This window comes from Defluviimonas aquaemixtae (assembly GCF_900302475.1).
Lineage (GTDB): Bacteria > Pseudomonadota > Alphaproteobacteria > Rhodobacterales > Rhodobacteraceae > Albidovulum > Albidovulum aquaemixtae.
In genome coordinates this window covers 2,144,082-2,168,913 of record NZ_OMOQ01000001.1, presented here as the reverse complement: position 1 = coordinate 2,168,913, position 24,832 = coordinate 2,144,082, and the positions used below count along the sequence as shown (strand labels likewise).

The window sequence follows — 24,832 nt, the reverse complement described above, 5'->3', positions numbered from 1 at the left end:
GAACGAAACCCATGTCGCGCGTCTGCGAACTGACCGGTAAGGGCCCGATGTCGGGCAACAACGTGAGCCACGCGAACAACAGATCGCGCCGCCGCTTCCTGCCGAATCTGAACGACGTCACGCTGATCTCCGACGCGCTGGGTCAGTCGTTCAAGCTGCGCATCTCTGCCGCGGCTCTGCGCACGGTTGATCACCGAGGCGGACTCGACGCATTTCTCGCCAAGGCGAAAGATGAGGAACTGTCCTCCAAGGCGCTGAAGATCAAGAAGGACATCGCGAAGGCACAGGCCGCCGCCTGACGCGCCTAGCACGCGAACCCGCGTCGTTTCGACCCGTTCTCACCAGTCGCGGACTGTCATATCAAGCTGCATGATTCGGCAGCCATTCCGTTCGACCGCCATTCTTGCGATTGCGCTCGCCGTCATTGGCATGAGCCTGGTGGCGGCCGCTGCGCGCGGTCATGTCCGCGCAGGCGACGAAATTCTCGTCCTGTGTTCGGGAGGTGGGCTTGTTCTGAGCGCGCTCGACGAGAACGGTGCTCTGACCGGGAAGCGACATCTTTGCCCCGACCTTGCCCCGGCTTTTCTGACAGGTCTCAGAGCAATTGCGGCGGATATTGGTCGCACAGCCACGCTTGCGGAATCCGTGGCGGTGGCCGCCACGGCGATGCCCGACGCGGCAACCTGTCCTTCGCTGCGCGCCCGGGATCGTCCGGTGAAGTTCTGATCCCCTAATGTGAGAAACCCAATTGAAGGACCGAATGATGAGTTATCTCAGGGCAGCTGTGACCGGGCTTACGTTGGTCATTCCCATCCCGGCCGCGGCGAGCGACACCATCACGATATCCGATGCCTATGCCCGGTTCATTCCGGGTGGGATGGCGGGCGCGGGCTTCATGGTGATCGAGAACTCGGGCGCCGACGATGACAGGCTCACAAGCGTGGCTTCCGACGTCGCTAAGAAAGTGGAGCTCCACACCCACAAGGCCGGGACCGACGGTACGATGCAGATGATGCATGTGCAGGAGGGCTTAGCGATCCCTGCGGGCGGCAGCCACGCACTTCAGAGCGGCGGCGATCACGTGATGTTCATGGGGCTTACCGAGCGACCCACCGAAGGAGAAAGCGTGGCAGTCACGCTGAGCTTTGAGAAGGCGGGCGAGGTCGTCGTCCACATGCCGGTCGATAACTCGCGCTAGGGGACCGCTCGGAAGCCAAGTCATGCTTTGATCGCTGAAGTCTTGACCGCGTGGACCGGCCTGCCGCTGAGCGAAAGCGTGCAGGCGTGCTGCCCGCATCGCTGCGTGACGCGGCAATTGCGCCGGAGGATGTGTACAGCGAAGACGATCAGTCGTCGTTGAGAAGGGTGTCGACCCAGCCTGGTACGATCGTGCCTGCGGGACCGTGCCGCGCCTCGTCGAAGAGTGCCGCGTTTTCGGACGGTTCGAGGTTCAGTTCCAGCGTGCGGGCGCCCGACCGTCGAGCGGCTGCAGCGAAACCTGCGGCGGGATAGACGGTGCCCGACGTGCCGATCGAGACGAAGAGCCCTGCCGAGGTCAGGGCCGACTCGATGCGGTCCATGTGATAAGGGGCCTCGCCAAACCAGACCACATCGGGCCGCGTCGTGGGCTTCGCGCAGGCGGGGCAGGGGTCGGCGGGCGCCATGACATCGGGCGCGCGCCAGCGATGGCCGCAAGCGGCGCAAAGTGCCGTCAGGTGCGTGCCGTGCATATGGATTACGTCCCGGCTTCCTGCCTGTTCGTGCAGATCGTCGACGTTTTGCGTGACGAGAGTGACCAGACCGGCCCAGTCACGCTCCAGCCGGGCGAGCGCGATGTGGGCGGCATTGGGTCTTGCGCCCCGCACGCGTTCGCGCCGCCAGTTGTAGAACTCCAGCACGAATCCGGGATCGCGCTCGAACCCTTCGGGCGTCGCCAAGTCGCGCCAGTCGTAGCGCGACCAGAGCCCGCCCACGTCGCGGAACGTCCCGAGCCCGCTTTCAGCCGAGATCCCCGCGCCAGTCAGGATGACGATATGATCGTCGGATTTTGACATCGTTCCCTAGTTCTGCCATGGCCGCGTGCGGGGGCCCAGCATGAAGCGCATTCTATTCGTCTGCCTCGGCAATATCTGCCGCTCGCCCGCCGCCGAGGCGGTCTTTGCGGCGCGCGCAGCCGTCGCCGGCCTTAGAGTGATGGTGGACAGCGCCGGCACGGGCGATTGGCATATCGGTGATCCACCTTATCCGCCGATGATCCGGGCGGCAGCGGCGCGGGGCTACGACCTTTCGGCTCTCCGCGCCCGGCAAGTCGCCGCGGCGGATTTCGACGCGTTCGACCTGATCCTTGCGATGGACCGAAAGAACCTTACCGCGCTCGACCGGCTTCGCCCGACCGGCAGCCTGACACCGGTCAGGCTCTTTCTCGACGGCATCGAGGGAATGGCGCAAAATGAAGTCCCCGATCCCTACTACACGCGTGATTTCGCAGAGTCGCTGGACCTGATCGAGGCGGCGACGGATGCGCTGATTGAGCGAATTTCCCGGGTAGGTTGATACGACAATAGCGCATTCCTGCGCGTCATTGTTCAGGATCGTGATACAGTTCCATCCTCCAAGCACAAACACGGGAGGGCAGAACATGGCGTATTATCTGTTCCAGGGCCGTTACGCGCCCGCAGCGTTGAAGGCGATGGTGGAGAAGCCGCAGGACCGCAAGGCCGCCGCCGCGAAGATGATTGAGGCGATTGGCGGCAAGCTGCACCACATGTTCTTCTGCTTCGGGTCGGACGACATCGTCGCGCTGATCGAAGCTCCGGACGACAAGGCGATGATGGCGGGCTCGCTCCTCGTTGGGGCCTCGGGGTCGATGTCGGGCGGAGCGACGACCAAGCTCATATCGGTCGAGGACGCCATGGCTGCGATGAAGGCGGCGCAGGGGGCAGCATCTTCCTACAAATCCGCGATCGACTGATTTAGGGTCAGTCGGAGCAGGCAAGCTTGGCCGCGTTGCCGAAGGTGGCATAGCGGTCCCAGAAGGCGCGGTGCTTCGGCCGGGTGGACTGGCGCACATCCAGAGCTTTGCACGGTTCGCTCCGCCCGCGCAAATCTCCGGTGGCGCCAGTTCAGTCGAGCCGCTTTGCGGGATATCCGGCCGCCTTCAGCGCGCCAAGTATCGCTTCGGGCGCCGCGGTGGTCTTCACTCTCGCCTGGCGGCGCTGGAGTGACACCACTACGTCGGCCATGCTGTCAATGTCGATGATCGTCCGCTCGACGGTGGCCTTGCAGTGCTCGCAGCTCATGTCCGGGATCGAAAGCAGCATGTCGCGCTCCGCTACTGATATGCCTTGATCGGACGCGTGGGGCGCGCCGTCAAGCCTCAGGCGGCGGCTCGGCTCATGCGTTCGGCCACGATCCGCTCCGCAACGGCGTTCGGACTTACTCCCTCGGTCCGTGCCGCGACAAGGATCGCCTCCATCGTCGCATCGAGCGCGGTGAGCTTCGAGGCCACCCAACTCGGCCGGTCGGCGACTTTCAGGATCTCTGCCGCGACGTTGATGATGCCGCCGCCGTTAGCGACGAAATCGGGCGCGTAGAGGATGCCACGCTGAGCCATGCGGTCGCCATCTGCCGGTGTCGCGAGCTGGTTGTTGGCGGCCCCGACAACGACCCGCGCACGAAGCTGCGGAATCGTTTCGGCATTCAGAACTCCGCCAATCGCGCAGGGCGCGAAGATGTCGGCGCCGGTCTTGTAGATATCGTCCTCGGCCGCCGCCTCGGCGCCCCATTCCGCGATTGCCGCAGCAACCCGGGCGGGATCGATATCGGTGACAACGAGATGAGCGCCGTCGCCATGGACAAGCTGGGCGAGGTGCCGGCCGACATTGCCAAGCCCCTGAACGGAGACAGTCAGCCCGTAGAGGCTGTCGTATCCAAGCCGATGCCGGGTGGCACGCCGGACTGCGTTGAACACGCCTAGAGCAGTCACGGGTGAGGGATCGCCTGACGCGAAATCGCCGCCCGCAAGGCCCGCGACGAAGGGAGTTTCTGCAGCAATCACCGCCATATCGTCGGGCGTCATGCCCATGTCCTCTGCGGTCCAGTAGCGGCCCTCAAGCTGGCCGATCGCGCGGCCCATGGCGCGCAGAATCGCGGGGGTTTTGTCATGCGAAGGATCGCCGATGATCACCGCCTTGCCGCCCCCGAGCGGCAGGTCGGCAGCTGCGTTCTTGAATGTCATTCCGCGCGATAGATTCAGGACGTCGCGAAGCGCCTCGTCGTCGCAGCGGTAGACGCGCATCCTGAGGCCACCCGCAGCCGGACCGAGCCGTGTCGAGTGGACGGCGATGAAACCCTTCAGCCCCGCCTCGGCATCCTCGACCCGATAGACCTCCTCATGCTCCTCAGCGTCGATGGCCGTGATCCGCATGATCTGTTCCTCCACTCTGCCGGTTGCACAAGGATATCACGACGCGGAGAAATTTTCCGCCATATTTCTCCTTATGAACGATGCAAGGTAGTGATATTTCCTACGTTACCACAATTGACTGGGGAAACGCGCCATGGACGCGATAGACCGCCGGATTCTTACCGTGCTTCAGCGCGATGGGCGCATGTCCGTTACCGATCTCGCTGCCGAGATCGGGTTGTCGCAGACTCCTTGCGCCCGGCGCCTCGCGAGGCTCGAAGCCGAAGGAATCGTCGCGGGCTACTCCGCACGGGTGGACCAGGCCCGGGTCGGGCTTCCCGTTTCGGTCTTCATCTGGGTGGAACTCGACAGCCAGTCGAAGGACGCGATAGATGCATTCGAGAGGGCCGTAAGAGGATTCGAGCGAGTGATGGAATGCCACCTCATGACCGGATCCCGTGACATCCTGATGCGGGTAGTTGCGGCCGATCTGACAGATTTCGACCGGTTCCTAGAGGAAAAGCTGATGCGCGTGCCCGGCATCCGCTCCACCCGCTCCTCCTTCGCGCTCCGCGCGATGGTCAAGCGGCAGGTCCTGCCGGTGGGGTAGCAGAATCCTCATCGGATTCGGTCCGGAAAGATGTAGTCTTTTCGCGCCGGGCTCGGCGTAGCCCGGGGGAAATCATGATGCACAGGATCAAGAACTCGATCTCTCTTGCGGCGTTGTTCCTTGTTGCTCTCTTCGTTTCGACCGATCGGTTACGGGCGAATGAAACGCGCATCACGCAGTCGGTACTCCTACGGCATCTCGATGCCTTCAAACGCGGAGATATCGAAGGCGTGCTGTTCGGCTGCGCCGACGATGAGATCATTATCGTAGAGGGCGTGGCGCTCAGGGGGCGGGACGAGATACGCCCGGTATTCGAGGACTATCACGCGGAATTCTCGTCGACGGAACCGAAGGGCGAGACAAGGCATCTCCAGTTCACGGGCCGGATCGGCTATGTCGCATGGTCCGCCGAAACGCCCGCGCACGTCTAGGAAAGGGCACTGACACGTATGTGGTCGAAAACGGCAGGATCGTCATCCATACCCATGCCGGGAAGGTGAGCTCGAAGTAAGGCGCCGCGACCGGGTCGGGCGACATGGGCGGTTCGCCGGTCGGTGATCCCGAATCCTCCGGGTTCCGCGGCATGATGGGCATGCTCCGATGAGACCGCGGATTCCGGGTCTCCTGTCCGCGCACCTCAGCCCTGAGAGCCGCACCCCGGACTGCCTTCAGTTGCGTTAGGCGACGCTTCGCACTTGGCCGCAGGCGCCGCCTATCCCAATGAAGGATCCGCGCCCCTTCACGACCTTTGCCGCGCGACGATCAGCTCCAGCCGCTTGACCTCTCGCAACACCCGGTCGGCCTGCAGTTGCGGCATCAGGCTCATCTTCAAGGCCGTCGCCATCAGCATCAGAACCGCCGCCGACAGCCCCCATTTCAGCGCTGCGAGCACCTCGGTCGCGCCGAAGAACCGGATCGCGCACCAGACGCCGATAATGAACATCGTCGCCTGCACGATCATAACCAACCAGGTCACCCAGCCGAGCCGCCCCCGGAACTGGCTGAGTCCGAGCGCGAACCAGCCTTGTTCCGCCGTCGCTTCCAGAATGTCGCGATCCTCATCGCGCAGGGCCTCTTCGATCAGTTCGTCAAGTTTCGTCATCTGTATCTCCTTTCAGGATGTCCTTAAGCCTATCGCGTGAGTGCATTAGCCGTGTCTTCACGGTGCCCACGGGAATATCCAGCGCGACCGAGACTTCGGCCACGCTCATGTCCTCGAGGTAGAAAAGCGCAATCGCTGCGGCGTGGTCCTCCGGCAGCGCAGCGATGGCGGCCCGCAGTCGCGCCCCATCGGCCGCGCGGCCATCCTCGGGCGCCGTCGTGTGCTCTGCTTCCGCGCCGAAGTCGCGCGCAAGCTCTCGCGTCCGAACCTTGCCTCGGATCAGCTTCGCGCATCGCCGCGTCACGATCCGTGTGGCCCAGGCGGGGAAGGCGCAGGGATCGGCGAGTTGGGGGAGCGCGCGCAGGATCTCCGCCCAAGCGTCCTGCACAGCGTCGCGCGCCTCCTCCCGGTCGCCCAGAAGTCGCACGGCATGGGCGACGAGTCGGGGTCCCCTGAGTTCAACCAGATGCGAAAGCGCCCGTCGGTCTCCCATTCGGGCCGAGACCACGAGATACTCCTCGACGATCCGCTCGCTCTTCCGCATCGGCCGCTCCTTGCCCAGTTATGAACAACGTGGCCGAAACCGACGATCCGGTTCAACGCAACATTAAAGATGTGAGCAGAGTACCTCTTTTATCCTGTTATCTTAAACCCTTGCGGAACATTCGCAGGTTCGGCCGGCTCGGTCCAGACATCGGTCACGCGCGCGGCGCCCGGCCCCTCGCTCATTGCGGCGACCATCTCTTTCACGCGGTCCTCGGGACCTGCGACGAGTGCCTCAACCGAACCGTCGCCGCGGTTCCGTACCCAGCCACGCACGCCGAGGAGCTGCGCTTCCGACCGTGTCCATGCGCGATACGCCACACCCTGCACATGACCAGTGACGCGAATGGAATAGGCGATCTCTTTCATCGCGGATCCGCTTCCAAAAACGTCCCTATGATAGCACGACCCGGCCGCGCTTCGATCATCCTTCCGCGGTGAACTGCGCCGCAGAGACGATCCATCCCCCGTCTGTCGCAGTCAGGACGGCCGACAGCACAGCCCCGATCCGGCCGGCGTCGCTGCCGTCTGCGTTGAGAATGCCCGATAGCACGAAGCGTTGCATGACGAGGGCGACCCCGGGGGAAATCGCGCGGGACTTGGTCCGGCCGGTGACAAGTTTGGCGCGCGCGAAGGCGCCCGCAAGCTCGCCCGCGATCGTTTCGGTTATTGCCTTCTGCCCCTCGGCCCAATGTCCGGTAAGGGTCAGGAAATCGGCATCCTCAGCAAAAAGCGCGGCCATCGCGCGAGCATCGTGTGCCGACCAGGCGTTGGCGAAGGCGCGGGGAAAGGCAGCGGGCTCAGCTAGCCTCATTGCGCGACCTCCACGACTTTGCCCGGATTGAGAATGCCATCGGGATCGAGCGCGCGCTTGATGCGGGCCATCACGTCCCAGGCCTCTCCATGTTCCATCGTCATCAGATCCTTCTTTCCGGCGCCTACGCCATGTTCGCCCGTGATCGTTCCGCCGAGTCGCAGCGCCCGCTCCGCCATGCGCCGCGCGAGCGCCTTGGCGGTCTTAAGTTCTTCCGCATTGTCCCGCTCGATCAGCAGGATCGCATGAAAGTTGCCGTCGCCGACATGGCCGAGGATCGGGCCGGAAATACCCGATTTCGCGATATCCTCGCGCGTTTCGCGCACCGCTTCGGCGAGCCGCGAGATCGGCACGCAGATATCGGTTACAAGGCCCATGCAGCCGGGCCGCGAGGCGATGCAGGCCGGGTAGGCACCGTGGCGCATCGCCCAAAGCCGATTGCGATTCTCCGTCGTCGTGGCCCAGTCGAAATGCGCGCCACCCATGTCGGCCACCACTTCGCCGAATCGCCGGGCGTCGTCGGCCGCAGAGCTTTCCGAGCCGTGGAACTCCACCATTAGATGCGGCTTCTCGGGCAGCTGAGTGCCGTTCTGCGCATTGAAGATCGCCGCGGTTGTCTCGTCAACGAACTCGATCCGCGCCATCGGAATGCCCATCTGGATGGTCGCGATGACGGTGGCGACGGCGGCCTCGAAGTCGTCGAAGGCGCAGACCGCAGCCGAGATCGCTTCGGGCTGGCCGTGGAGCCGAAGCGTGAGTTCGGTGATGATCCCAAGCGTGCCTTCGGAGCCAACGAAAAGCCCCGTCAGGTCGTAGCCCGCCGAGGATTTGCGCGCCTGCGTCCCGGTGCGGATGACGCGCCCATCGGCCAGCACCACTTCGAGCGCCATCACGTTGTCGCGCATCGTGCCGTATCGCACCGTAGTCGTGCCGGAAGCTCGGGTCGCGGCCATGCCGCCAAGCGAGGCGTTGGCACCGGGATCGACCGGAAACATCAGGCCCGTGGCGCGCAGTTCGGTATTCAAGGCTTCGCGCGTCACGCCCGGCTGGACAACCGCCTGCATGTCTTCCGCTCGAACCTCCAACACGCGGTTCATCCGGCCCATGTCGAGGCTGATACCGCCCGCGATCGCCAGCGCGTGACCTTCAAGCGACGTTCCCGTCCCCCAGGCCACGACGGGGCAGCCGCTTCGGGCACAAGTGGCAACGATGCGCGAAACCTCCTCGGTCGTCTGAGGGTATGCGACCGCGTCGGGGAGAGTCGGTGGAAACCAGGTCTCGTTGACTCCATGCTGGGTGCGTTCGGACTTGGACCGCGCGAGGCGATCTCCTAAGAAGGACTGTAGTTCGGCAAGCGCCTGTTCGTTGGGCATGAAAACCTCGATGGCGGGCGCGGCGACCCTAGGCCAAGCGGGCGGCCCGGGGAAGTGCTCTCACAACAGGCTCGCGGAAATGTGCCGGGTGGAGGAAGCAGCCCTGAACTGGGTGGCGCGGATGTGGCGGGCGGCTCGGGCCGAAGCCGCGCAGGCGCTGTCCGTTATGCGCCACAAAGGGCCAAGCCAGATCCAGTTCTGGTTCATCGCGCTTTGCATCGGCGTCGCGGCCGGGACAGCCGCGCTGTTCTTCCGCAAGGGCATTGCGGCGCTTCAGACATTCCTCTACGGCAGCGACGATGTGCAGCTTGCCTCCGTCGCGGGCACGTTGCCCTGGTGGTGGGTGCTCTGCGTGCCGGTGATCGGCGGCCTTGTCGTTGGCCTGATCCTGCACCGGTTCACGCCGGATGGCCGGGTGCGCGCTGTCGCCGACGTGATCGAGGGCGCGGCCCTGCGCGAAGGCAGGGTGGAGCGCCGCGCGGGCCTCGCCTCGGCAGCCGCTTCGCTGATCACGCTCAGCTCGGGCGGCTCGTCGGGCCGCGAGGGGCCCGTCGTCCATCTTGCCGCGGTGATTTCGACCTGGGTATCGAACCGGATCAATGCCAGCGGGATCACAGGGCGCGACCTTCTGGGCTGCGCAGTGGCCGGAGCTGTATCGGCGAGCTTCAATGCGCCCATCGCGGGGGCGATCTTCGCGCTCGAAGTCGTGCTGAGGCACTTCGCCGTTCACGCCTTCGCGCCCATTGCCATCGCGGCCGTCGCCGGGACGGTCATCAATAGGCTTGAATTCGGTGGCGTGACGGAATTTACGTTGCCCGCAGAAGGGGGCCTTTCCTTCTATGTCGAGCTGCCCGCCTTTCTGCTTCTCGGCCTTGTCTCGGGGGTGGTGGCCGCGATCCTGATGCGCGCGGTGATCTTTGCCGAGGATCTGGGCAATGACATCCAGCGCAACATAGGATTGCCGCGTTACTTGCGCCCGATGCTCGCCGGAGCTCTGCTCGGAGCAATCGCGATCCCGTTTCCCCACATCATCGGAGTGGGCTACGAGACCACCTCGGCCGCGCTGACGGGCCAGATTGGGCTTGGCGCGGCAGTGCTGTTCACTGTCGTCAAAGTGATCGCGGTCGCGGTGACGATGGGCGGGCGCATGGGCGGCGGCATGTTCTCGCCCGCACTCGTCGTCGGCGCGCTCACCGGGCTCGCCTTCGGCTTGATCGCAACGGACATCCTGCCGGATGTGTCGGGCGCAGAGACGGTCTATGCGCTGGCCGGCATGGGCGCGGTCGCGGCTGCGGTGCTCGGTGCGCCGATCTCGACGACGCTCATCGTCTTCGAATTGACCGGCGACTGGGAGACGGGGATCGCCGTGATGACGGCGGTGTCGCTGTCGACCGCGCTTGCGTCGCGGTTGGTCGACCGGTCGTTCTTCCTGACACAGCTCGAACGGCGGGGCGTGCATCTTGCGGCTGGTCCCCAAGCCTATCTGGCCGAGACAATCCGTCTTGCCGCGATCCTGCGGCCGACGGACCACCGTCGCGCCGCGACAGAGAAGCAGTGCCAAGCGATGATCGAGGACGGCGTCGTGCTGGGCGAAACCCAGACGCTCGAAGCGGCGCTTAGGACCTTCGAGGCGACGGGGGCCGATTTCATACCGGTGACGCGTGCCGGCGCCCCCGGCGAGGGTCCCGAACTCATCGGCGCAGTCTTCCAGACCGATGCGCTCAGGGCCTATGCGCGCGCGCTGGCGGACGTCGCCGCCGAGGAGCACAGCTGACGCCTGCCCAAGGCGGCCGTCTCAAAGCCTTTCGACCGTCACCTTGTCCGGATAGAAGGCGAGGTGGCTCGCAATTGCCTCCATGCCCGCAGACGGGCTTTCGTAAGTCCACGCAGCATCGGCGATCGGTCCGCTCTTCGCCGCGATGGTGTAGTAGTTGGCCGAACCCTTGTGCGGGCAGACCGTTTCCTTCTGGCTGCGGTCGAGGAAGTCCATCGCGATGTCCTCGCGCGGGAAATAGATCACCGGCGGATAGCCGCCTTCGGCAAGCTCCAACGCCCGTTTCGTCTCGCCAATCACCGCCCCGCCCGCGCGTACGACCCAGGTGCCGCCTATTTCACGAATCCGGATGTCATCCGTCATGTCATGCCTCCTACCGCCCGCTTGGGGCGCAGTTTCGCCGAACAGTATTTCCGGAATGTGTCAGACCGGCCTTGTCGCCGCGGCGAGCCACTCGCGCGCGGGAGCCGATACACGCGCCCCGATCCGGCCCGCGACCTCGGCGTGATAGGCATTCAGCCATGTGCGTTCGGCCTCCGTCAAGGCCCCCGCGTCGATCAGCCGCCGGTCGATCGGCGCAAAGGTCAGTGTGCGAAAGCTCAGCATCTTCCGGCTCGGGTCGCCGCCCGGAACGGCGGACGCCTCCTCGACCAGCACGAGATTCTCGATCCGGATGCCGAACGAGCCTTCGCGGTAGTAGCCGGGTTCGTTCGAAAGGATCATACCGGGCTCCAGCGGCACGTCACCTGTCCGCGACAGCCGTTGCGGTCCCTCATGGACCGACAGGTAGCAACCGACGCCATGACCGGTGCCGTGGTCGTAGTCCTGACCGGCGAGCCAGAGATTGTAGCGCGCGATGGAATCGAGATGCGCGCCTGCGATGCCTCTGGGCCAGCGCAGGCGCGAGATCGCAATCATGCCCTGGAGCACGCGGGTAAAGGCGGCCTTCGCCTCGGGGTCCACCGGCCCGATGACGACCGTCCGCGTGATATCGGTCGTGCCGTCAACATACTGGCCACCGGAATCGATAACGACGATCTCGCCGGAACTCAGCGGCCGGTTCGACTGCTCGCTCACGCGGTAATGAGGCAGGGCGCCGTTCGGCCCTGTGCCGCAGATCGTCTCGAAGCTGATCTCGCGGAGCGCGTTGGTCGCGCGTCGGAACCCTTCGAGAGCTTTGACCACGTCGACTTCGGTCAAGCGTCCCCGCGGGGCCTCGGTATCCAGCCAGGCCAGGAACTCGACCATTGCCGCGCCGTCGCGAAGATGCGCTTCCACCATCCCCGCGATCTCTGCTGCGTTCTTCTTCGCCTTGGGTAGGAGGCAGGGGTCGGGAGCCCAGGCGATGTCAATCCCTGCTTCCTCGAGCTCCAGCACGACCTGCAGGGGCGCCGTCGCGCGGTCGACGCGCACCGGGCCGGTCAGGGTGCGCAGCGCTGGCGCGAAAGCCGCAGGCGGGCGGAGCGTGACATCTGGGCCAAAATGCGAGCGCACCTCGTCTGTGAGCTTCTCGGGCGCGACGAAGAGCGTCAGCCGCCCCGTCGCATGCAGTAAGGCGAAGGCCTGGACGACCGGGTTCCGCTCGATGTCGGAGCCGCGGATGTTTAGGAGCCAGGAGATCGAATCCGGCAGGGTCAGGACCGCGACCTCCTGCCCCCCCTCGGCGAGCTCCGCGCCGAGCCGGGTTCGCTTGGATTCCGCTGTCTCGCCGGCGAATTCGAGCGGCTGGATCGCGACCGGGCCGACCGGAGGCTTGGGCCGATCGGTCCATACCTCGTCGACGAAATTCTTTTCGGGGCAGGCCTCTATGCCGCTTCCTTCAAGCGTCCTTTCAAGCTCTGCGATCTCCTTTTTGGTGTGGAGCCACGGGTCGAAGGCGACCCGTCCGCCCTGTGGGAGGTGTACCTTCAGCCAGTCGCCCGGCTTCATTTCCGGCCACGGCACGGGCGTGAAGGCATCCGTGTCGACCTGCGCCTTCACCTGCGACCGATAGCGCCCGTCGACGAAGATCCCTGCGATGTCGCTGAGCGCGATACAGAATCCGGCCGAGCCCGTGAACCCGGTTAGCCAGGCGAGCCGCTGATCGGCGGGCGCGACGTATTCTCCCTGATGCGCGTCGGCGCGGGGCACGATGAAACCGTCAAGGCCCGCCGCGCCGAAGGCCGCGCGCAGCGCCGCGAGGCGGGGCGGACCCTGCTCAGGGCGGGCGGTCGTCTCGAAGGACTGGAACATCACCCGACTCTCCTGATCCCCATCACACGCGCCCGCGCCCGCGGGTCGGCATCGAAGAGCGCGGCGAGCTGCTCGGTCATGGCGCCTGCGAGCTGTTCGACATCGGTGATCGTGACCGCCCGGTCATAATAGCGCGTCACATCGTGGCCGATGCCGATCGCGATCAGTTCGACGGCCTTCCGGCGCTCCACCATCGCGATCACGTCGCGCAGGTGCTTTTCGAGGTAGTTCGCGGGGTTGACTGACAGGGTCGAGTCGTCGACCGGCGCGCCATCGGAGATCACCATGAGGATCTTGCGCTGCTCGGGCCGCCCGACGACACGCCGGTGGGCCCATTCCAGCGCCTCGCCGTCGATATTTTCCTTCAGGAGCCCTTCCTTCATCATCAGCCCCAAATTGGGTCGTGCCCGCCGCCAAGGCGCATCGGCGGATTTGTAGATGATGTGGCGCAGGTCGTTCAGCCGCCCCGGCTGCTGCGGCCGACCCTCGGCAAGCCAGCGTTCGCGACTTTGCCCACCTTTCCATGCGCGGGTGGTGAAGCCGAGGATTTCGACTTTCACCTGACAGCGTTCGAGCGTGCGCGCGAGAACGTCGGCGCAGATCGCCGCGATGGAGATGGGCCGCCCGCGCATCGAGCCGGAATTGTCGAGAAGCAGCGTCACGACGGTGTCGCGGAACTCCATGTCCTTCTCGACCTTGAACGAGAGGGGCGTCGTCGGGTTCGCGACGACCCGGGCCAGCCGGCCGGCATCGAGGATGCCTTCCTCGCGGTCGAACTCCCACGACCGGTTCTGCTGCGCCTGCAGCCTGCGCTGAAGCTTGTTGGCCAGCCGGCTCACGGCACCTTTCAGCGGCTCGAGCTGCTGGTCCAAATAGGCGCGCAGCCGCTCCAGCTCTACCGGTTCGGCAAGGTCTTCGGCCTTGATTTCCTCGTCGAAATCAGCCGTATAGACGGCGTAGTTCGGGTCCGCGTCGGAATGCGGCGCGGGCGGCGGCGGCTCCAAAGGCGCTTCTCCCTCGGGCATCTCGGCCTCGTCGCCGTCTTCCATCTCGGCCATCTCGTCCATCGAGACTTCGGCCTGCGTGGTGTCGTCCTCGTCCTCTTGGCTCCGGTCGGGGCTCGCATCCGCGTCGTCGGACTCGTCCTGCCCCTCTTCGCTGTCGGGGCTTTCCTGTTCTTCCTCCTGCTCGGCTTCGTCGCCCTCGGATTCGTCCTCCATGTCGGGGTCGTCGCCGAGCTGGTCGCCGTAGCCGAGGTCGCGGATGATTTGCCGCGCGAAGCGGGCGAAAGCGGCCTGATCTGCGAGCACATCGTCGAGCCCTTCAAGCGTGCCGCCCGCCTGCTCCTCGATGAAGGGCCGCCAAAGCTCCATCACGTTGTCCGCTCCGCCCGGCAGCTTGCGGCCGGTCGTAAGGTGGCGGATGAGATAGCCTGCAGCCTGCGCGAGCGGCGCGTCCTGCGCGGCGCGGATTTGGCCGTAGCCCTTGCGCTCAGCCTCAGCCCCGATCTTGGCGTCGATATTGCCGAGCGTGCCGGGCATGGCGCGGGCGCCGACCGCCTCGCAGCGAGCGGTCTCCATCGCCTCGTAGAGATCGCGCGCCATCTGGCCGGCGGGCTCATACTTCGAGGCGACTTTGGCGTCATGGTGACGGTGGCGGAGCGCGAAGGCATCCGCAGTTCCGCGCGCGATCAGTACCTCGTCGCGTGTCATCCGCCGCGAGACCTGCGGCAGACGCATGGTCTCGGCGGTCTGGCCCGGCGGATCTACGGAGTAGGAGACCGTGAGCTCCGGGTCGTCGGCCATCGTCTTGGTGGCCTCGGCGAGCGCCTTCTTGAACGGATCGGCGGGATTGTCGGAACGTTGGGTCATGCGGCGTGCCCCAGTGCCAGGTCGGCCAAGGACAGCCGATCCGATGCCAGGTCGGCAAGCACGGCGACGTGCACGTCGAGCGCGTCGAGCACCTCGTAGCCCGGCTCCTGCCCGTCGAACGCCAGGTTGAGATCGGTCCCGGCCAGGATGACGGCCTCTGCGCCCTGATCCTCGACCATCCCACGGCCCGCTTCGAGGAAAATGGCGCGCTGCTCGGCGGTGCAGCGACCCGAGGTTGCCATGTCTTGATAGACTTTGCCGAGCGCTACGAGATCGCCTTCCGGCGCGACGGCTTCCGTATTTTCGAGTTGACCGTAAAGGCGCGTACGCATCACAACCTCGGTGCCCAGAAGGCCCACCTTGCGCAATTCCCGCCCGGCGAAATGCGCGTCGAGCGGACGCACGGCACTGACGAGCGGCAGGGCGGCAACCCGCTCTGTCTCGGTAAAGCAGAAATGCCCGCCGAGGGACGTGATCGCGGCGCAATCCGCGCCTGCGGCCTTCAGCCGCTCGATCAACTCTGCATAGATCCCCGCCTGCGCCTCGCGCCTGTCCGCGTTCACATTGGCGATCAGGTCGTAGACATGCGCATTGACGATGGTCAAGTCGAGCCGCCCGCCGGCTTCACGCACCCTGTCGCTCAGCCGCTGGTAATAGACAATCGTTGCCGCGGGTCCGATACCACCGATCAATCCGACATGCATGTCACGATCCTCGCCTCGACGCGGGTCACCTTATGCTCTGGCTCGCCGCACTCTCCGGCAGTTCCTCGTCGAAGCAGCGCTGGTAGAACTCGGCGACGGTCTGCCGCTCCAGCTCGTCGCATTTGTTGAGGAAGGTCAGCCGGAAGCCGTAGCCGATATTACGGAAGATCTCGGCATTCTGGGCCCAGTTGATCACCGTCCGCGGGCTCATCACCGTCGAGAGGTCGCCGTTCATGAAGGCCGTCCGGGTGAGGTCCGCCACCGTCACCATCTGGCCGATCGTCTTCCTGCCCTTGTCGGTGTTGTAATGCGGGTTCTTGGCCAGAACGATCGCCGCCTCGGCGTCATGCGAGAGATAATTGAGCGTCGCCACCATCGACCAGCGGTCCATCTGCGCTTGGTTGATCTGCTGGACGCCGTGATAGAGGCCGGTCGTGTCGCCAAGACCCACGGTGTTCGAGGTGGCGAAAAGCCGGAAGCAGGGGTTGGGCGTGATGATCTCGTTCTGATCGAGAAGCGTCAGCTTGCCGTCATGCTCCAGCACGCGCTGGATTACGAACATCACGTCCGCCCGACCGGCGTCGTACTCGTCGAAGACGATGGCGACCGGATTACGCAGCGCCCAGGGCAGGATGCCCTCGTGGAACTCGGTCACCTGCTTGCCGTCGCGCAGCTTGATCGCGTCCTTGCCGATGAGGTCGATCCGGCTGATGTGGCTGTCGAGGTTCACCCGCACGCAAGGCCAGTTGAGATGCGCGGCGACCTGCTCGATATGCGTCGATTTTCCGGTGCCGTGATAGCCTTGGATCATCACCCGACGGTTGTACGCAAAGCCTGCCAGAATGGCCAGGGTGGTGTCGGGGTCGAACTTGTAGGTCGGGTCGATATCCGGCACGCGGTCGGTCTTCTCGGCGAACCCCTTGACCTTCATCTCGGTATCGATCCCGAACATCTCCCGAACGGAGACTTCCTCGGTGGGTTTCGCAGTCGCATCCAGCATCGTGTCCGCCATGGCTTGAACGCGCGCGAAGGGCCCCCGCGCGCCACAAAGGTCTTGATGGAGCATAACAGAGAGCCGTGCAAGGGGACCGGCGAAGTCGGGCGGATGGAATGCGACATCACGTAATTGCGATCATTGCTGGCGCAACTTTTACTGCGCGCGATGCGTACGCCGAGGCATGGTTTGCTACATGTTGAGCAGGCAGAAGCCGAGAGGAGAGCGAATATGACGACACGCAGAGCGGTTCTGGCATTCGGCGGCGCGGCGGTGGCGCTCGCGGCCGGTGGCGCGCGGGGGCTGATCGCGGCCGAAAGTTTCGAGGTCACCAAAACCGAAGCGGAGTGGCGCGCGGTGCTGACCAAGATGCAGTACGCGATCCTGCGCGAAGAAGGAACCGAGCGTGCCTATTCGAGCCCGCTCGACGCAGAAACGCGCGCAGGCACCTATCACTGCGCGGGCTGCGACCTGCCGGTTTATTCTTCGGAGGCGAAGTACGACAGCGGCACCGGATGGCCCTCATTCTGGCAGCCACTGCCCAATGCCGTTGGCACGAAGGCCGACTGGAGTATTCTCGGCCGCAGGACCGAGGTGCACTGCCGCCGCTGCGGTGGTCATCTGGGCCATGTGTTCAATGACGGTCCCAAGCCGACGCGCAAGCGCTACTGCATGAACGGCGCGGCGCTGGTATTCAAGCCGGCCTAATACGTCTGGTTCGAACGGCGCCATTAACTTCACGCGGGGCGAATGATCCGATCCCTCGGCCCGCCTATTCCTTGAAGTTCCGACTCTCCTTGATCTGATCCCAGGCCCAGACGACCTCCTGAAGCCGCTCCTCGTCCGAACGGTCGCCGCCATTCATGTCCGGGTGAAGGTCTTTCACGAGGGATTTGTACTGCTTGCGGATCTCGACCTTGGACCAGCTGTCCTTCGCCTCGAGAATTTCCAGGGCCCGACGCTCGGTGGGCGGCAACTTGCGGCCCATTGAACGGCCCGGGTTCTGGGTCGCGTTCGCGCCGAGGATCTCCATTGGATCCTCGATCCCGAGCCGGGCCCAAGCGCGATCCTCGTCCCCCTTTTTGCCGAAGGGCTTGGTATTGCGGCCCCAGACCCGGTCCTTGTCGAGGAACTGCTGGAACTCCTCGTCGGTCTGGCCGTGGAAGAAATTCCATTTGAGATTGTATTCGCGGATATGTTCGCGGCAGAACCAAAAAAAGTCGTCGAGTTGATCGGGAGATTTCGGGGCGCGGTACTGCCCCGCCTGGTCGCAGCCCGCATGGTCGCAGACCCGGTTCGACGTCTCGAAAGCGCCCGACATGCCGCGCCGTCCCTTGGAGCGCCGCTTTTTGTCCGACGCGGCGGAAATATCGAAACCGAACGGATCGGATCTGGTCATGGTGCCCTCGGCTCATCCCTTCTCGACTCGGGTCGTGCAGTCTAGGCTATTTCACGGCACTTTGAAGGGGGAATTGAAAAAAATGCCTGTGAGCGCGGAGATCGAGACACGTCTCAGGGCGGCTTTTTCGCCCGAGCGGCTTGAGATCGTGGACGAGAGCGAGGCGCATCGTGGTCACGCGGGCTATCGCGAGGGCGGTGAGAGCCATTTCCGTATCACGCTGCGTGCTCCGGCCTTCGCGCCGATGAGCCGCGTCGAGCGGCACCGCGCGGTTCATGCCGCCCTCGGGCCCGAACTTGTCGGGCGAATCCATGCGCTGGCGCTCGATGTGAGCGGCTAGGCCTTTTCGGGCGCCTCGTCGGGCTGCGGCTTGGCGAGCGCGGCTTCGAGCTTCTGCGCAGCGGGCGCCTCGGTCACTTCCTCGGGATCGGGCATCGCGGGCTCCACCTTGACACGCGGCGCCTTGCCGACGGGTGCCTCGGCGGTCAGAAGCTTGCGCGGCGGCTCCTCGGTGGCGGATTCGGGAACCGGCCGGCGGAAGACGAGGACCGAGTGATAGACGGTCGTCCGCTTCGTGAAGCCGGTCCGTTCCTCGGATGGCAGGGTATCTGCGCGGACGTATTCCCAGCCGTCGCGGCCGAGATCGTTCATCAGGTTTTCCAGGGCATGGGCAAAGCGGTCGGCCGGCGCCTTGATGCCGCGCGCCTTCTCGCCGCGATTGGGGGCGGAGACAACCTTGTACTCGTAAGTCTGCATCTGTGCCTCGTTCGCTCGGGTCCTGGGGGCCTGCGCCCCTTAGCGGAAGCGGGGCTCTTCGGCAAGGGCGAGGGGTGGGCAGTCGGGCGGAATGCCGCCGGGTTTCACGCGTGAAACACTGGCTAATCCATTGAAAATGTGTGCGTTCGGAATTTCCGTTAGGGATATCTTAACCCGGATTTCACGTCAGAGCTGATAGTAGGTGATCACGGAGACGGGTGGCCTTTTCGTAGTAAAAGGTCATGTGATCGGGGTCATAGACCTCCAGCGCCGCCTCGACATGGGCCAATGCCGCCTTCAGATGCGGGCGCGGATCGAGGCAGGCATCGTGGCCTGCACGCGCGCGTTCCAGACGAGCCATATTCTCCTGCGTCTCCGCCCATTGTAGCGGATGATCGTCGCGGGTGAAGACGGTGAGGGCACCGCGACAGGCGGCGACACCCTCGGCCAGAAGGCCGGTTCCCGCGGAACCCTCCGTACGCCCACCCTGAGCCCCAAGTGTAATCGCGAGATCCTGCATCGTCATTGCCCAGTCCACCGGATGATCGTCGCGCGTGAAGATGGTGAGGGCATTGCGATAGGCGGCCACGGCCTCCTCCAAGAGTCCGGTTCCCGCCGTCCCTTGTACGCGGAGACCCCTCGCTGAAAGCGCATTCGCGAGGTTCTGCACCGTCGTCGCCCATAGGACCGGATGATCGTCGCGCATCAGGACCGTGAGGGCGTCGCGACAGGCATCGACAGCCTCGGCCAGCAGGACGGTTCCCACGCGCCCCTCCGTGCGGCTTCCCTGTGTCTGGAGGGCTCTCCCGAGGTTCTGCATCGTCATCGCCCATTGCTTCGGATGATCGGCCCGAGTCAGAGCAGTGAGGGCGTCGCGATGGGCTGCGACGGCCTCTGCCAAGAGGTCCATTCCCGCCGTTCCCATTGAGCGATTTCCCTGTTCCATGAGTGCGGTCGCGAGATTCTGCGTAATCGTTGCCCATTGCGCCGGATGATCGGTGCGCGTGCGGACGGTGAGGGCTTCGCGATAAGCGGCGACGGCCTTCGCCAAATGGTTCGTTCCCGCCGCTCCGTCCGAGCGGCTTCCTTGCTCGGATAACGTGTTCGCGAGACAATTCTGCGCTTCGGACCAGAGCAGCGGCTGCGCCTGCCGTGTCAGGTCGACGAGGGCGGCGCGGATCATGCCACTCGCAAGGGTCAGCCCATCTCCGCCGTAACGAAGGCCGTGGTGGTAGAGCAGTTCCGAATAGCCAATCCGCCGATTTGCGGGTTCCGCACGGTCGAGGCCCGCGAAGCTGTCGGCGGCGGCGGAGAGATGGCGGAAGGCGGCTTCGGCATCGCCCATCATCAGGGCGTTCCGGGCGCGGAGTTCCTTGGTTTCCGCCATGATTTCGGTTTCGACCTCATCGACGCGCGACAGGAGCGCCTCGACCTCGGCAAAGTCGAGTCGGTCGACGGCATCTCTGGCGGCGGCCTTGAGATTGCCAAGACCGGCGGTGCGGGTGTCGATGGCGTCGATTTCGGCCTTGAGCGCGCGGTACTCCTGCGCCTTGTCCTCCAGCATCGTCTTGAGTTGCTGCGGTGACATCGTTGCTGCGCCGTCGATGCCGAATCTTCGGGCAAGCAGGCGAAGCTCGTCAGGCGACGCTCCCTGAACGTGGTTCAGGATCGCGGCCAGCGTTTCACCTTGGGCGCGCTGTTCCCGTCGCAGGTCGCGCATCATCAGCGACTGCGCAACGTCGAGCGCGGCGGGATCACTGCAAATCGCCTTCAGCGCGACGGCGATGCACAGGTGAAAGAGACGCCCGCCGCCATCATCGGCTTCGACCGACAGGGCCTGCATGGTGGCCTCGGTCAGTTCATCCGCATCTGCAGCGTGTTTCGCAAGATCGGCGGGGGTAAGTTCGACCATATCCAGAAGGGCTTCGGCCCGCTGCCAGTCGGCTGCGGAGAATTCCGGGGCGGATTTCAGCGCCCGTGTGATGGAGGATACTGCGGTGTCGAGTGCGGATTTCAGCTTTGGATCTTCGGGCACGTAGCCGGAGATCACACCGAGCGCCGCCCGCGCGGTCGACACGACGCTGCCGCCTGAGGCCATCGATACGAGGCTTATGCCGAGCGCGCCGAACTTCTCGATTTTCTTTGCACGCGACATGAAATTCTCTAGGCCTATGCCTAGGGTCCTCGTGTTTCATGGGCAGATCAGGCGGTCACAGCCCGAGCTTCTGCACCACGATCTGGTTCACGGCGGCGGGGTTGGCCTTGCCGCCGGTGGCCTTCAGCACCTGGCCCACGAACCAGCCGGCGAGCTTGGGGTTCTGTTTGGCCTTTTCGACCTGGGCGGGGTTGGCGGCGATGACTTCGTCCACGGCGGCCTCGATCGCGCCGGTGTCGGTGACCTGCTTCATGCCGTGCTTGGCAGCCTGCTCGGCGGGGTCGCCGCCCTCGCTCCAAAGGATCTCGAATAGATCCTTGGCCATCTTGCCGGAAATCTCGCTTTTGGCGATCAGGTCGAGGACCCCGCCGAGTTGGGCGGCGGAGATTGGGCTGTCGGAAATGGCGTGCCCCTCCTTGTTCAGCCGTCCAAAGAGTTCGTTGATGACCCAGTTCGCAGCCATCTTGCCATCGCGGCCCTTCGCGACCGCTTCGAAGAAGGCGGCGTTTTCGACTTCCGCCGTCAGCACGTTCGCGTCGTATTCGGTCATGCCGTAGTCGGTCACGAACCGCGCCTTCTTGGCGTCGGGGAGTTCGGGCATCGATGCCGCGACGCCGTCGACCCATGCCTGCTCGATCTCCAGCGGCAGGAGGTCGGGGCAGGGGAAGTAGCGGTAGTCATGCGCCTCTTCCTTCGATCGCATCGAGCGGGTTTCGCTCTTGTCGGGATCGTAGAGGCGGGTTTCCTGCACGACTTTGCCGCCGTCTTCGAGTATCGCGATCTGGCGGCGGGCTTCGTACTCGATAGCGGCTTGGATGAATCTCATGGAGTTCATGTTCTTGATCTCGCAGCGCGTGCCGAGATGCGAGAAATCTTGCGTTTCCTGGTACTTCTCGTAGTCGCCCGGCCGGCAGACCGAGACGTTGACGTCGGCGCGAAGATTGCCGTTCTGCATGTTGCCGTCGCAGGTGCCGAGATAGCGCAGGATCTGCCGCAGCTTGACGACGTAGGCGGCGGCCTCCTCCGGCCCGCGTATGTCGGGGCGCGAGACGATTTCCATCAGCGCCACGCCGGTGCGGTTGAGGTCCACGAAGGACATCGTCGGGTCGAGGTCGTGGATCGACTTGCCGGCGTCCTGCTCCATGTGAATACGCTCGATCCGGACGCGCCGGGCGATGCCGGGGGCCATGTCGACGAGGACTTCTCCTTCGCCCACGATGGGATGGTAGAGCTGCGAAATCTGGTAACCCTGCGGCAGGTCGGGATAGAAGTAGTTCTTGCGGTCGAATGCGGAGACAAGGTTGATCTTCGCCTTCAGGCCAAGGCCGGTCTTCACCGCCTGCGCGACGCAGAATTCGTTGATGACGGGCAGCATGCCGGGCATGGCGGCGTCAACGAAGGCGACGTTGGAATTGGGCTCGGCGCCGAATTCAGTTGACGCCCCGGAAAACAGCTTGGCTTTCGAGGAAACCTGGGCGTGGACTTCAAGCCCGATGACAAGCTCCCAGTCTTCTTTGGCGCCGGAAATTACCTTGGGTTTCGGGGCTTCATAGGTCAGATCGAGCATGGCCTTGGTCCTTCGGGTGTCCGGCCCGCTTTCTAAGGGAGCGGGCCGGGACCGGCAAGTGGGAGTACGGCTCCGCTCAGGCGGCCAACGCCTCGCGCCGCGCTGCGCGGAGTTTGCCGATGGACAGCAGGTGCAAGGTGATGAAGAGCGGCACGAAGAACGCCGGAAAGAGGCCGAGCGGATAATCGTTGATGATGTTGGGCGCGTCCTTGGCAAAGAGGTGGAACAGGCCGTCCGATGTCGTGACGCCCATCGCGACGGCGAGCCCGAAATCGGCAAGGCCGATGACGTTGGCGCGGATCACCTTCGCGCGCGCATCGGGATGGCCGAGGTTGACCGCCCGCATCGCCTGGTAAGCCGCGATCCCGGCCCAGATGTCGCCAAGACCAGCGGGAAGCGCGAACTGCCAGGGGATCGCTCCGAAGGCCCAGCCGATCAGGAACAGTCCGCCTATCACGCGGAAGGCCTGGAAGCCAATCAGCACCTCCTGACCCATCGCACCGATGATCGCGCGGCCCGTCGCGGTCAGCCTGGCCAGCGCGAAGAGCGACAGCGCGCCGCCGGCGAGGATCATGAGGACATAGGGCGGATCGGCTACCGTGGCGGGCGGAGCGAGCGCTCCGGTCGCGGCAATCTGGGCCGCCGCGGCTGACCAGAGCCCGAGGGGGAAGGCGGTGAACAGCGCCGATCCGATTACGCGGGACCGGGTAAGGCCAGCCTTGGCTGCGTAGCGTGCGACGAGCGCGGTCGCGGTAGCGGACAAGAGGACGACAAATGTGCGGACATAGATATCGAGGATAATGTCGATCATGGCAGTGTTCTCCAGAAGAGTACTATTATGATAGTCAGTATAAATAATATAGTCACTTCACAATCTGATGATGTCCAGCTAGAGTGAGCCGATGAACCCAAACCCGCGAGAGAACTGTCCGGTCCTGCGCGCTACAAACGAGGTCGGCGACCAATGGTCGCTCCTCATCCTGCGCGAGCTTTTTTTGGAGGATAGTCGGCGGTTTGCCGATCTTCAGGACGTACTGGAACTTTCACCCAACACGCTTTCGGCCCGGCTCAAGCGACTGGAAGAGGCCGGGATCGTGCAGCGCGAGCTTTATTCGCAGCATCCGCCGCGGGCGGAATACCGGCTGACCGAGAAAGGGCGCGCCTTCGGCCCCGTGATGGCGGCGCTTCGCGAATGGGGGCGCAAACAGACGGCGGACCTTCCCGCCGGGACAGTGACGCCCGAACGCGGGCGAAGGGGATAGGGACGAAGGTCAGCGCAGGCCGCGCTCGTCGGACTCGGCCTCGAAATCCGCGGCGGCGGCATCGAAGGGATCGAGATCCCAGCTCAGGCTCTGAACCTGGCCGTGTCGGTCGGCGAAATCGAACCGCCATTCGCCGCCTGCGCGTAGTGCTGCGTAAAGCTCGGCCCCCGGTGGGCCTGTGAAGACGCACGAGCCGCCCGTCAGGCAGGCGGCTTGCATGGGTTGCCAGACGATTTCGCCGTCTCGCTCGATCCGGTGTCCGTCCTTGACGAAGCGGGTTCCGGGCTCCGATCCGTATTCGATCCTGACGTCTTTGCCGTTGGGCGTGACGAACACGAAATGGGCGGCAAAACTGGGTCGTGGCGAGAAGACGTCCACGTAGCGGATGTAGCACCTCCGGTGCATGGCTCCGTCTTCGAGGCGTTCATCGCAGACCGAGTCCCAGAGCCCGAACGGCTTCTGGTGGGTCACGACCCAGTCTCCTGGTGTGTTTCTGCCTTCGCGGTCCTGAGCGGCGGCGGGCAGTGCGGCAAGTATGAGGCAGAGGACAAGGCGACGCATGGTATGCTCCTGTTCGACTAACCCAGCTGTAGCGCGCCGTGTCCTCAATCGGCGGTCACGATCCGGAGAGGTCAGTCCAGCTTGAACGCGCACGCGATCTCGGTCAGCGCGTCGCGCTGCTGATCTGACACGTCGTTTGTGCGGCCGGCCTGCGCCACGTCATTCAGCGTCGCCATGAGAGGTGTGAAGCTGCCTGTGCGGTCGATCTTGGCGAGCCGGCGCGCAAGGCGCGGGATCGCCTGAGCGGGACCGTTCGATTCGGTGACGAGCCAGCGGCCGAGAATCAGCGTCTCTTCGGCGTCCTTGAGGGTCTGGCCGGTTCGCGACTGGAGTGCGGTTAGAAGCGCGTCCTGCTGTTCGGACGTGGGCAAGCCGCCGAGTTCGATAAAGGCAATTCCGATCGCCCCGATCGCGAGGTTCGGTTCTTCGAGAGACTCGACGGGGTGGGTGTTGAGCTTCCGGCGGAAACCGAGCCGGCGCGCAGCCGAAATCACGTCGCCGGCGACGCCCGCGAGTTCATGCGTCATCTCCGCGGCGCTGCGCATGCGCAGGATCCAGACGAAGGCGACGGTAAGCGCGCCGATGAGGCCGAGAAGGAGGTGCAATGGTCTCTCCGCATCCAAAACTGCCGCGTCGATGCGGCCGGTTGCCGAAATGCTGACCCGCCAAAGCGGCGAAATTCAGGCAATCTTCCGCCGATCGTCGAATCC

General features: G+C 64.5%; 31 protein-coding genes. 11 read left to right on the top strand and 20 right to left on the bottom strand.

Features of this window, described 5'->3' with window-relative positions; all coding sequences use genetic code 11:
- Positions 1–11 precede the first annotated feature (11 nt).
- The 3 genes from rpmB to DEA8626_RS10650 all read left to right on the top strand — a co-directional run bounded on the left by rpmB (position 12) and on the right by DEA8626_RS10650 (position 1,198).
- Positions 12–299, top strand: coding sequence for a 50S ribosomal protein L28 (gene rpmB, locus DEA8626_RS10660; protein WP_108852932.1), 288 nt, complete (start codon positions 12–14; stop codon positions 297–299).
- 130 nt (positions 300–429) lie between these two features.
- On the top strand, positions 430–726 hold the full coding sequence (locus DEA8626_RS10655) for a hypothetical protein (RefSeq protein WP_146188859.1): 297 nt from the start codon (positions 430–432) through the stop codon (positions 724–726).
- A gap of 37 nt (positions 727–763) precedes the next feature.
- On the top strand, positions 764–1,198 hold the full coding sequence (locus DEA8626_RS10650) for a copper chaperone PCu(A)C (protein ID WP_108853425.1): 435 nt from the start codon (positions 764–766) through the stop codon (positions 1,196–1,198).
- Between the two features lie 148 nt (positions 1,199–1,346).
- Here the strand turns inward: DEA8626_RS10650 and DEA8626_RS10645 are convergent, their stop codons facing one another.
- Positions 1,347–2,054 (bottom strand): NAD-dependent deacylase, encoded by a 708-nt coding sequence (locus DEA8626_RS10645; protein WP_108852930.1) that lies wholly within the window; start codon positions 2,052–2,054, stop codon positions 1,347–1,349.
- Positions 2,055–2,094: 40 nt separating this feature from the next.
- Here DEA8626_RS10645 and DEA8626_RS10640 point away from each other — a divergent pair, with 40 nt between their 5' ends.
- Positions 2,095–2,553, top strand: a complete 459-nt coding sequence (locus tag DEA8626_RS10640) for a low molecular weight protein-tyrosine-phosphatase (protein WP_108852929.1) — start codon at positions 2,095–2,097, stop codon at positions 2,551–2,553.
- An 85-nt stretch (positions 2,554–2,638) separates the two neighbouring features.
- The gene (locus tag DEA8626_RS10635; RefSeq protein ID WP_108852928.1) at positions 2,639–2,971 is read left to right on the top strand and encodes a GYD domain-containing protein; all 333 of its coding nucleotides are present in this window, start codon (positions 2,639–2,641) and stop codon (positions 2,969–2,971) included.
- A gap of 151 nt (positions 2,972–3,122) precedes the next feature.
- Here the strand turns inward: DEA8626_RS10635 and DEA8626_RS10630 are convergent, their stop codons facing one another.
- Together DEA8626_RS10630 and DEA8626_RS10625 are read right to left on the bottom strand one after the other, a co-directional pair.
- The gene (locus tag DEA8626_RS10630; RefSeq protein ID WP_108852927.1) at positions 3,123–3,320 is read right to left on the bottom strand and encodes a heavy-metal-associated domain-containing protein; all 198 of its coding nucleotides are present in this window, start codon (positions 3,318–3,320) and stop codon (positions 3,123–3,125) included.
- A 56-nt stretch (positions 3,321–3,376) separates the two neighbouring features.
- Entirely contained in the window at positions 3,377–4,426 is a 1,050-nt protein-coding gene (locus DEA8626_RS10625; RefSeq protein ID WP_108852926.1) for a Glu/Leu/Phe/Val family dehydrogenase, read from the bottom strand.
- 133 nt (positions 4,427–4,559) lie between these two features.
- On the opposite strand from DEA8626_RS10625, the gene DEA8626_RS10620 reads away from it, so the two are divergent.
- Both DEA8626_RS10620 and DEA8626_RS10615 read left to right on the top strand, forming a co-directional pair.
- Positions 4,560–5,015 carry an Lrp/AsnC family transcriptional regulator gene (locus DEA8626_RS10620; RefSeq protein ID WP_108852925.1) on the top strand — a complete coding sequence of 152 codons (456 nt, stop codon included), beginning with the start codon at positions 4,560–4,562 and terminating at the stop codon, positions 5,013–5,015.
- A 77-nt stretch (positions 5,016–5,092) separates the two neighbouring features.
- Positions 5,093–5,446, top strand: a complete 354-nt coding sequence (locus DEA8626_RS10615; protein WP_108852924.1) for a Cif family virulence factor — start codon at positions 5,093–5,095, stop codon at positions 5,444–5,446.
- A 308-nt stretch (positions 5,447–5,754) separates the two neighbouring features.
- On the opposite strand, the gene DEA8626_RS10610 is transcribed toward DEA8626_RS10615, so the two are convergent.
- The 5 genes from DEA8626_RS10610 to DEA8626_RS10590 all read right to left on the bottom strand — a co-directional run bounded on the left by DEA8626_RS10610 (position 5,755) and on the right by DEA8626_RS10590 (position 8,847).
- Positions 5,755–6,117: a DUF6768 family protein gene (locus DEA8626_RS10610; protein WP_108852923.1), complete on the bottom strand. Its 363-nt coding sequence runs from the start codon at positions 6,115–6,117 to the stop codon at positions 5,755–5,757.
- Positions 6,104–6,661 carry an RNA polymerase sigma factor gene (locus tag DEA8626_RS10605; RefSeq protein WP_108852922.1) on the bottom strand — a complete coding sequence of 186 codons (558 nt, stop codon included), beginning with the start codon at positions 6,659–6,661 and terminating at the stop codon, positions 6,104–6,106. The genes DEA8626_RS10610 and DEA8626_RS10605 overlap by 14 nt, the downstream gene beginning before the upstream one ends.
- Positions 6,662–6,750: 89 nt before the next feature.
- A complete protein-coding gene (locus DEA8626_RS10600) occupies positions 6,751–7,029 on the bottom strand; it encodes an acylphosphatase (RefSeq protein ID WP_108852921.1) in 279 nt (92 codons plus the stop codon).
- A 55-nt stretch (positions 7,030–7,084) separates the two neighbouring features.
- Positions 7,085–7,474 carry an SgcJ/EcaC family oxidoreductase gene (locus DEA8626_RS10595; RefSeq protein ID WP_108852920.1) on the bottom strand — a complete coding sequence of 130 codons (390 nt, stop codon included), beginning with the start codon at positions 7,472–7,474 and terminating at the stop codon, positions 7,085–7,087.
- Entirely contained in the window at positions 7,471–8,847 is a 1,377-nt protein-coding gene (locus DEA8626_RS10590; RefSeq protein ID WP_108852919.1) for an FAD-binding oxidoreductase, read from the bottom strand. The genes DEA8626_RS10595 and DEA8626_RS10590 overlap by 4 nt, the downstream gene beginning before the upstream one ends.
- A gap of 121 nt (positions 8,848–8,968) precedes the next feature.
- Here DEA8626_RS10590 and DEA8626_RS10585 point away from each other — a divergent pair, with 121 nt between their 5' ends.
- Positions 8,969–10,621, top strand: a complete 1,653-nt coding sequence (locus DEA8626_RS10585; protein WP_108853424.1) for a chloride channel protein — start codon at positions 8,969–8,971, stop codon at positions 10,619–10,621.
- 21 nt (positions 10,622–10,642) lie between these two features.
- On the opposite strand, the gene DEA8626_RS10580 is transcribed toward DEA8626_RS10585, so the two are convergent.
- The 5 genes from DEA8626_RS10580 to cobS are packed head-to-tail and all read right to left on the bottom strand — an operon-like array spanning position 10,643 to position 16,440.
- Positions 10,643–10,984 carry a DUF427 domain-containing protein gene (locus DEA8626_RS10580; protein WP_108852918.1) on the bottom strand — a complete coding sequence of 114 codons (342 nt, stop codon included), beginning with the start codon at positions 10,982–10,984 and terminating at the stop codon, positions 10,643–10,645.
- A 60-nt stretch (positions 10,985–11,044) separates the two neighbouring features.
- Positions 11,045–12,853, bottom strand: a complete 1,809-nt coding sequence (locus DEA8626_RS10575; protein ID WP_108852917.1) for an aminopeptidase P family protein — start codon at positions 12,851–12,853, stop codon at positions 11,045–11,047.
- Positions 12,853–14,724: a cobaltochelatase subunit CobT gene (gene cobT, locus DEA8626_RS10570; protein WP_108852916.1), complete on the bottom strand. Its 1,872-nt coding sequence runs from the start codon at positions 14,722–14,724 to the stop codon at positions 12,853–12,855. The genes DEA8626_RS10575 and cobT overlap by 1 nt, the downstream gene beginning before the upstream one ends.
- Complete coding sequence (locus DEA8626_RS10565; RefSeq protein WP_108852915.1) at positions 14,721–15,428, bottom strand: aspartate/glutamate racemase family protein; 708 nt, start codon at positions 15,426–15,428, stop codon at positions 14,721–14,723. The genes cobT and DEA8626_RS10565 overlap by 4 nt, the downstream gene beginning before the upstream one ends.
- A 25-nt stretch (positions 15,429–15,453) precedes the next feature.
- Positions 15,454–16,440: a cobaltochelatase subunit CobS gene (cobS, locus tag DEA8626_RS10560; RefSeq protein WP_108853423.1), complete on the bottom strand. Its 987-nt coding sequence runs from the start codon at positions 16,438–16,440 to the stop codon at positions 15,454–15,456.
- Positions 16,441–16,653: 213 nt separating this feature from the next.
- On the opposite strand from cobS, the gene msrB reads away from it, so the two are divergent.
- Complete coding sequence (gene msrB, locus DEA8626_RS10555) at positions 16,654–17,130, top strand: peptide-methionine (R)-S-oxide reductase MsrB (protein ID WP_108852914.1); 477 nt, start codon at positions 16,654–16,656, stop codon at positions 17,128–17,130.
- A 64-nt stretch (positions 17,131–17,194) separates the two neighbouring features.
- On the opposite strand, the gene DEA8626_RS10550 is transcribed toward msrB, so the two are convergent.
- Complete coding sequence (locus tag DEA8626_RS10550) at positions 17,195–17,821, bottom strand: DnaJ domain-containing protein (RefSeq protein ID WP_108852913.1); 627 nt, start codon at positions 17,819–17,821, stop codon at positions 17,195–17,197.
- 82 nt (positions 17,822–17,903) lie between these two features.
- On the opposite strand from DEA8626_RS10550, the gene DEA8626_RS10545 reads away from it, so the two are divergent.
- The gene (locus tag DEA8626_RS10545; RefSeq protein ID WP_108852912.1) at positions 17,904–18,161 is read left to right on the top strand and encodes a BolA family protein; all 258 of its coding nucleotides are present in this window, start codon (positions 17,904–17,906) and stop codon (positions 18,159–18,161) included.
- On the opposite strand, the gene DEA8626_RS10540 is transcribed toward DEA8626_RS10545, so the two are convergent.
- The 4 genes from DEA8626_RS10540 to DEA8626_RS10525 form a co-directional block, all read right to left on the bottom strand.
- The gene (locus DEA8626_RS10540) at positions 18,158–18,577 is read right to left on the bottom strand and encodes a DUF4177 domain-containing protein (protein WP_108852911.1); all 420 of its coding nucleotides are present in this window, start codon (positions 18,575–18,577) and stop codon (positions 18,158–18,160) included. The two genes, DEA8626_RS10545 and DEA8626_RS10540, sit on opposite strands and share 4 nt — an antisense overlap.
- Before the next feature lie 181 nt (positions 18,578–18,758).
- On the bottom strand, positions 18,759–20,732 hold the full coding sequence (locus DEA8626_RS10535) for a tetratricopeptide repeat protein (protein WP_108852910.1): 1,974 nt from the start codon (positions 20,730–20,732) through the stop codon (positions 18,759–18,761).
- A gap of 55 nt (positions 20,733–20,787) precedes the next feature.
- Complete coding sequence (gatB, locus tag DEA8626_RS10530) at positions 20,788–22,299, bottom strand: Asp-tRNA(Asn)/Glu-tRNA(Gln) amidotransferase subunit GatB (RefSeq protein WP_108852909.1); 1,512 nt, start codon at positions 22,297–22,299, stop codon at positions 20,788–20,790.
- A gap of 76 nt (positions 22,300–22,375) precedes the next feature.
- Positions 22,376–23,110 (bottom strand): DUF8737 domain-containing protein, encoded by a 735-nt coding sequence (locus DEA8626_RS10525; protein WP_108852908.1) that lies wholly within the window; start codon positions 23,108–23,110, stop codon positions 22,376–22,378.
- Positions 23,111–23,201: 91 nt separating this feature from the next.
- On the opposite strand from DEA8626_RS10525, the gene DEA8626_RS10520 reads away from it, so the two are divergent.
- On the top strand, positions 23,202–23,561 hold the full coding sequence (locus tag DEA8626_RS10520) for a winged helix-turn-helix transcriptional regulator (RefSeq protein WP_108852907.1): 360 nt from the start codon (positions 23,202–23,204) through the stop codon (positions 23,559–23,561).
- A 9-nt stretch (positions 23,562–23,570) separates the two neighbouring features.
- Here the strand turns inward: DEA8626_RS10520 and DEA8626_RS10515 are convergent, their stop codons facing one another.
- Together DEA8626_RS10515 and DEA8626_RS10510 are read right to left on the bottom strand one after the other, a co-directional pair.
- Positions 23,571–24,122, bottom strand: a complete 552-nt coding sequence (locus DEA8626_RS10515; RefSeq protein ID WP_108852906.1) for a hypothetical protein — start codon at positions 24,120–24,122, stop codon at positions 23,571–23,573.
- A gap of 71 nt (positions 24,123–24,193) precedes the next feature.
- The gene (locus DEA8626_RS10510) at positions 24,194–24,727 is read right to left on the bottom strand and encodes a hypothetical protein (RefSeq protein WP_108852905.1); all 534 of its coding nucleotides are present in this window, start codon (positions 24,725–24,727) and stop codon (positions 24,194–24,196) included.
- Positions 24,728–24,832: the final 105 nt, after the last annotated feature.